The organism is Anaerococcus porci, assembly GCF_034090325.1.
Taxonomy (GTDB): Bacteria; Bacillota; Clostridia; order Tissierellales; family Peptoniphilaceae; genus Anaerococcus; species Anaerococcus porci.
On record NZ_JAXDSU010000091.1, the window covers coordinates 1 to 6,763 of the forward strand.

Annotated in this window: 7 protein-coding genes; all 7 read right to left on the reverse strand. The window is 28.5% G+C overall.

Translation table 11 applies throughout. The features are described from left to right. Positions 1-31: 31 nt before the first annotated feature. The gene (locus SOR60_RS09430; RefSeq protein WP_320595800.1) at positions 32-1,075 is read right to left on the reverse strand and encodes a threonine aldolase family protein; all 1,044 of its coding nucleotides are present in this window, start codon (positions 1,073-1,075) and stop codon (positions 32-34) included. Positions 1,076-1,077: 2 nt separating this feature from the next. After that, positions 1,078-2,085 carry a sugar-transfer associated ATP-grasp domain-containing protein gene (locus SOR60_RS09435; protein ID WP_176269737.1) on the reverse strand — a complete coding sequence of 336 codons (1,008 nt, stop codon included), beginning with the start codon at positions 2,083-2,085 and terminating at the stop codon, positions 1,078-1,080. 4 nt (positions 2,086-2,089) lie between these two features. After that, complete coding sequence (locus SOR60_RS09440) at positions 2,090-2,542, reverse strand: acyltransferase (protein ID WP_320595801.1); 453 nt, start codon at positions 2,540-2,542, stop codon at positions 2,090-2,092. A gap of 104 nt (positions 2,543-2,646) precedes the next feature. Continuing rightward, the gene (locus tag SOR60_RS09445) at positions 2,647-3,732 is read right to left on the reverse strand and encodes an NAD/NADP octopine/nopaline dehydrogenase family protein (protein WP_320595802.1); all 1,086 of its coding nucleotides are present in this window, start codon (positions 3,730-3,732) and stop codon (positions 2,647-2,649) included. Positions 3,733-3,749: 17 nt separating this feature from the next. After that, complete coding sequence (locus tag SOR60_RS09450) at positions 3,750-4,841, reverse strand: sugar-transfer associated ATP-grasp domain-containing protein (RefSeq protein WP_320595803.1); 1,092 nt, start codon at positions 4,839-4,841, stop codon at positions 3,750-3,752. Next, positions 4,842-5,807, reverse strand: coding sequence for an ATP-grasp domain-containing protein (locus SOR60_RS09455; protein ID WP_320595804.1), 966 nt, complete (start codon positions 5,805-5,807; stop codon positions 4,842-4,844). Then, complete coding sequence (locus tag SOR60_RS09460) at positions 5,800-6,726, reverse strand: 1-aminocyclopropane-1-carboxylate deaminase/D-cysteine desulfhydrase (RefSeq protein WP_176269733.1); 927 nt, start codon at positions 6,724-6,726, stop codon at positions 5,800-5,802. The genes SOR60_RS09455 and SOR60_RS09460 overlap by 8 nt, the downstream gene beginning before the upstream one ends. Positions 6,727-6,763: the final 37 nt, after the last annotated feature.

A 6,763-nucleotide genomic window follows, 5' to 3' on the forward strand; every position in this document is an offset into this window, starting at 1 on the left:
TTTAATATAATCTAATTTTATATACCTAAATCTAACAAACTTCATTTTCCAAGTACTCACTGATACTATTAATAAAAGAATTTACCTCTTCTTTATTTGTGCTCCAGCTTGTAACCAATCTTATTTCTGTTGAGTCATCACTTGTATTAATAGTTTCCCAAGCAAATTTATTTCTTAGTTTATCTAATATATTATTTGAAATAATTGCAAAAATTTGATTAGTTTTTGATTCATTAATAATCTCAATGTTTAATTTTTTTAGACCTTCTCTAAGCAGATTAGCCATTTTGTTTTGGTGTTCTCCTATTTTTTCATATAAATTATTACTCATAAGAGTTTCGAACTGTATACCAAGTAAAAATCCTTTAGATAATATGCCACCCCTCTGTTTGGCTATATAGAAAAAATCTTCTTTCAACTTATCATTAATAATTACCATTGCTTCACCCATTAGAGCACCATTCTTTGTTCCACCTATGTAAAAAGCATCACAAAGTTTGGCAAGATCTTTCAAAGTAACATCTGAACAATCTAAAGCACTTGCAAGTCTTGCACCGTCACAATATAAATATAAGCCATAGTCATCACAAAACTTTCTTATTTGTGTTAATTCTTCTTTAGTATAAAATGTTCCTACTTCAGTGGTTTGGCTAATATATACCATTTTAGGTTTTATATTTAAAATTCCAGCATTACCCCAATATTTATCACTACAAACTCTCTTTAAATCATCAATTGTAATTTTCCCAGATTCACCTTTAACTGTAATACACTTATGACCAGTGCTTTCAATAGAACCAACTTCATGATCATGAACATGGCCTGTTTCTACAGTAATCAAAGCCTCATGTGGTCTTAAAAAGGCAGCTGCTGCAATAAGATTAGTTTGAGTACCTATAACTAGGATTTGAACATATGCATTATTATCATCAATTTTAGATTTTATAAGATTCGTTGCTATTTTTGAATGCTTATCATTGGAATATCCTGGGTTTTTTTCATTACTTAATAAAGCTAAATTTTCCAAAACTTTGGGATGAGCTACTTCACTATAATCATTAATAAAACTTATCATAATTACTCCTTATTTAAATTTTTAATATCCTCTAAAATTGGTTTATATATATACCATCTACCTTCTCTTGTAGAAATTTGTTCAGCATCAGGATCTGCTCCTGGATTTCCTTCTACTAATACAACTTTGTAATCTTCATTGATAACTACATCCCAACCAATATATCTTACCTCGGGCACTAATAGAGCTGCTTCTTTTACAGTTTTTACAACATCATGCCAGTGTGGAACTTTAAAGCCAACTATCTGCTTTCTTGAGTCTGGGTGTACAACATGTCTAGTATAAGTTTTATCTATTCCCATTGTGCTTACTATACCCTCTTTTGGATCTAGGTATGCACATATACCCATATGGTGAAAATTATCAGCTATTCTTCCTTTTCTGCCTATTCTTAACAAACCGCCTACTACTTCAACTTCATTATTAGCTTTTCTAATTGTTACGACTCTTAAAGAATTTATTGAAGAATCATTAAATTCTTTAAGTTCCTTACATTGAGTCAAATATTCTTCGCATAAAGTTGATTTATTTCTCAAATCATTATATGTTGTTTCAATATCCTTTATATCTTTACTATAAATTTTATTTACACCTAAACCAAACATTCCATTTGATTCTTTAGTAAAAAACACATCATGTTTTGAGATGAAATTTTTAAATTGTTCTAGTGTAGAATCTTTAGTAAACAACCAATCTCTGTTTATATATTTATTAAAGAATTTATTAAACTCTGGCTTACTATCAAATATTTTTTTCTTATTTTTGTCATTACATATTTCAATTATTTCAAGAAGTCTACCAAATACTACATACTTATCTCTTTCTCTTCTTCTTTTTCCATAAAAATCGTATTGGACATAATCAAGAAAATATGCTCCGTGAAACAAGTATTCTTTTGAAAAGTCAAATAAAATATACAATTTCTTAAATATTGAAGCACTGGGATCTATATCTCTTTCAATGCTGTCAAATACTCTATTTATTTTCTGAAATATATTTTCTTTTTTCATTTTTTCACCTAAATCTTCTTTGCTTTTGAAAATTTCCCCATAAAATATCTTCACTTAATCGATCAATTTTTGATTTTTTGTTGTCAACCCTAACATCTAGATTATTATTTTTTCTCTTTTCAACAAAATCCTCAAATTTCCCAATCTTTTTTGCTGGTACTCCTGCTACAACAGAATTATCTTCAATATCTTTATTAACTATACTACCTGCTGCTATAATAACATTATTACCTATTTTGACATCATATAGGATTTGAGTATTTGCTCCAACAAATACATTATTCCCTACAGATATACATCCTACTTTTTCTTTGAATTTTTTATCATATATTTTCATGCCATTAAGCATAAAGTGACTTACATCGTGAGTGATAAATTGAACATTTGATGCAAGCCAAACATTCTCCCCTATTGATATAAGTCTTGAATAAAGAGGGATTTTTCTTGATGTAATCATTACTCTATCACCACATTCTCTGAAAACACCCCATTTTTTTCATAAGTCGTGCTCTTTTCATAGGTGATTTTATAAAAAGTAGTCTTAATGTCATTAAATATCTATTATTCATTGCTTTTGCTATCGTTTATTAATTTTTTTATATTTTCATAGCCAAGATCTTCAACTGATCTACCATTTTTTCTTAATTCTCTTCCAAGTGCTGCACTTGCTATTTCAATAAAACTTGTAGCAATAGGAGTTCTTATATCTAAAACTTTTCCAAGTGATTCTAGCATTACTAGACCTTCTGGAACATCTTCTGAAATATATCTAGAATCTACTTTTACAGGACCTTTTGCCCTTGTATCCATAGCAGCATAGTCTAAAAACACTTCTTTTGCGTCAATACTAGTATCTAAAGAATTTCTATATTTACAAGCTTCTTCATATGATAATCTTTCAAAGCCTAATTTTTCTAATACATTCATTTTTTCTTCATCAAGAGCTTCAAGAACTTGCCATGTATGAGTGTTTTCTCTAGTATAGGCTTCATGATACATACAAAAATCATCTTTTGCTATTTCTATTCTTGGTATAGACATAACTGAACCTATGGTGTGAACTATCATATTAGGATTATGTAGGGCAGCCTCAATTATGGAATCTAGATATACAAATCTTTCACCTAATTTATCTAATTTCTCAATAGCTTCTTCTTTTCTACTAGAAGGATATATTCCTATTGGATTTCTTACGTTCCTAAATCCCACTCTAAAGTAACCATTTTCCATTATTCTTCCATCAATAAAAGAACTTTGGGCTTCTGCTATTATTATATCTTTATCACAGTATTCTAATAGATAAGCACTTGATAAATAACCTGGATTAATAAGAATAATTTGATCATCCTTTAAATATTTCACTATTCTTTTAATTAGGTCTTTGTGATAGTTAGTTTGTATGTAAATAATTATTATTTCATTATTTGAAATCTCTTCTAGATCTCTAGTTACTTTACTGATATTAGCCTCAGATATTTTACCAAATTCATTTAGAATCATTTTCCCATCATTTTCTTGCAAATATTTGAAATTTTCATCATGCATAGCATGAGAAGTTTTAATTAACGTTACCTCATGACCATGTAATGTCAGGTCTGCTCCAACTGCACAACCAGCGTTTCCTGCGCCTAATATTGCTACTTTCATATCAGATCTCCTTTTTTTTAATTTTGAGCGTATTTTAAACTTTGTTTAACAAATACTTCGTCTAATACTTCTTCTGTTATATCTCCAAATGTTGGTCCACAAGTTATTTGATTAGGACCAGGACAAGTGTTATATTCTATAAATATGGGTTCGCCATTTTTGTCAATACAAAAATCCCACCCTATTAATTTAAAATGAGGTAAATTTTTGTGTGTTTGATCTATTAAATCTAATATTTTATTGTAAGAAGGCACTACTACATCAGCAAATTTTATATTACCATGTCCCTCTGTTACCCATTGAGCCTTTCTATTTACTCCCCTATAATCAAGTTTTCCATCTTCATTAATATGACAAGCGAATCCTCCAGCCCCAATATTATCAACTTTAGCCCCATTACCACCTATTCTTAAAATAGATGATAGTATATGAACTTCGCCTTTGAAAAATAATGTTACCACTCTTATAGTATTTAAGGATGAAGGGTTTAATCTTTTTAAATCTTCATGTTGTTCTACTGATTCTTGAAAAATATAGTTTGCTTTCAAATTATCAATAGCTTCTTTTATATTTTCTTTACTGTTAGTATTTTCATCAAAGAAATGTATAAGTCTTCCTTCTCCACTATCAATTGATGGTTTTACAAGAAACTCCCCTTTATGTGATAATATTATTTCTATTGCCTTATCTTCTTTTATGACATTCATATTGCTATCATAAAATACACAAGCCATGTTTTTAACGATAGTTCTAGGCCTTTTTAGATTATCGAAAAATTTATAGTGCATGCACTTATCTTCACCAAATCTTCTAAACTGTGTATTTGAAAAATAGGGAACTATTTTTCCATACCACAAATCATCTGGTATATATCTTGGATCTACTTTTTTATCTCTATCTGAGAATATTTCAAACCATAACTTATCTGGTTTTAAACCAAATTTTCTCCAATAAGGTAGGACTTCTTCTTTGTATTCTTTGTCACAATTAAAACCTCCTTTCATTCTCTTTCGTCTAAGTTTAGCTGCCTTTTTATATGAATACATACGATAAAGACTTTCGAGTTTAATGTTTAAGTCATCAAGTTTTTTCCTATAAGAACTTCTCATCTACTCACCTAATTTTTTCATACAAACTTCATTATATTTCATCATATATACACCTTCTTCATACTCTGAAGAGTACTCATTTTCTTCACCATTTAAATTCTTATAAATAAGTTTAATATTATTAACTCCACATTCATATGCATGAGGATATCCCCCACCAAATCTAGGGTTAACTTCTGAAATATAATAATCTCCATCAACATCAAATATATCTATATCTATTTGGCCAGTATATCCTGCTTCTTTTACAAATTTCTTAATTAAAGCAAATAATTTTTCATCTTTAAAGGATACAGACTTATCTGTTTCCCCAGCTCTCATCACTATTTTTTTCTTTGTAAATATAGAAACTACTTCTTTGCTTATAAGATCTATGTATACATCAGCGCCAATTTCTTGACCCTTTAAAAATTCTTGAATCATTAGCCCATCATGCTTAGAAAATAGTAATTCTATTTCATCTCTATTATCAACCTTGCTAATTAAAATTGATGCACTACCCTCTACAGGTTTCACAAAAACTGGAAAAGATATATCTCCATTATCTAGGTCTTTGTAGAATTCTTCCTTTTTATCATAAGATTTAGCACAGTTATAACCATGTTCATTTAACCAATTAAACATATTTATTTTATTTAAAGACATCTCACATAATTCATATGATGAACCGACAATCTTTACTCCAAGAGTATCAAACTTTTCTTTATTCATAGCAAGCAAGGATAATTCTGGATCAATAAGGGAAAGAATACCATCTATTTTTTCTTTTTTGCATATATCTAAAATAATATCTAAATAATTATTATCAGTTATTCTTGGAACTATATAGTGCTTATCAGCTTCATAAATTGCTGGTGCTATTTCACTCATATCTGTTGCTATAACTTTTCCACTTTTATTATTTTCTTTAAAATATTGAATTATTTTATTTCTTGTACCAACACTTAATAATAAAATATTACTCATATAATTCCTCCAAATCATCAAAAAATAAGGGTGTTCCACCTGTATGTATAAACAAAATATTTTTATCTTTTATTTCATTATCGCCTATATAGCTAAACATCCCTGTGAAAGCTTTGCCTACATAAGTAGTATCCATTGGTATACCATAATTAATCATGGCATTTTTGATTGTTTCTATTATTTTCTGGTTATATTTTCCATATCCACCATTTATGTACTTATCAGTAAAGATTACTTTTTTTTCTATTATTTCATCAGAAATATTAATATTTCTTTCCTTTAGATAATCTTTTACGCTTTTTAAAACAATATTTCTCCCACGTGGATTCATTCTCGCTATACTTATACCAATAATTTTATTGTTATCATTGTTAATAATACTACCACAAACAAGTCCTGCTTGAGTTGTACCCGTGCCAGATGCATGAAATATATAATCAAAGTTTAAATTCTTATTTTTTTCATATTCTTTGATTTCCTTATAGCAATCTACATATGCTTGAGTACCAATGTTTCCATGGCCTCCACCTTGAATAAAATATGGATAGTAACCTTTATTTTTTAAATCATTTAAAGTTTCGTCTATTTTTTTCGATACATTATCAAGCTTTGTAAAAATTACTTTTGCCCCAAATAAATCATACATTTTCTTATTATATGTTTGTTTATCAGCTTCTAATGGAGATATTATAAGACAAGGTATCTTAAGCTCTGCACATTTATTTGATATAATTCTAACATGGTTTGAACTAGAACTACCGTAAGTTACGACATAGTCACTTTTTTTGTATATAATATTCTTAAAAAAAAGCATTCCCTTTCTTGCCTTATTTCCTCCAAAAGAATATGGAAATAGGTCATCTCTTTTTATATATATTCTATTTTTTTTATCTTCTATTTTATAAATTGGAGTATTCATAAATTAATTAATCTCATATATTTTATTATTTTTCCAT

What these genes read in the sequence shown, in the direction of transcription:
- SOR60_RS09435 (WP_176269737.1), bottom strand. Translation starts at nt 2,085, where the DNA reads ATGAAAAAAGAAAATATATTTCAGAAAATAAATAGAGTATTTGACAGC.
- SOR60_RS09450 (WP_320595803.1), bottom strand. Translation starts at nt 4,841, where the DNA reads ATGAGAAGTTCTTATAGGAAAAAACTTGATGACTTAAACATTAAACTC.
- SOR60_RS09445 (WP_320595802.1), bottom strand. Translation starts at nt 3,732, where the DNA reads ATGAAAGTAGCAATATTAGGCGCAGGAAACGCTGGTTGTGCAGTTGGA.
- SOR60_RS09440 (WP_320595801.1), bottom strand. Translation starts at nt 2,542, where the DNA reads ATGATTACATCAAGAAAAATCCCTCTTTATTCAAGACTTATATCAATA.
- SOR60_RS09460 (WP_176269733.1), bottom strand. Translation starts at nt 6,726, where the DNA reads ATGAATACTCCAATTTATAAAATAGAAGATAAAAAAAATAGAATATAT.
- SOR60_RS09455 (WP_320595804.1), bottom strand. Translation starts at nt 5,807, where the DNA reads ATGAGTAATATTTTATTATTAAGTGTTGGTACAAGAAATAAAATAATT.
- SOR60_RS09430 (WP_320595800.1), bottom strand. Translation starts at nt 1,075, where the DNA reads ATGATAAGTTTTATTAATGATTATAGTGAAGTAGCTCATCCCAAAGTT.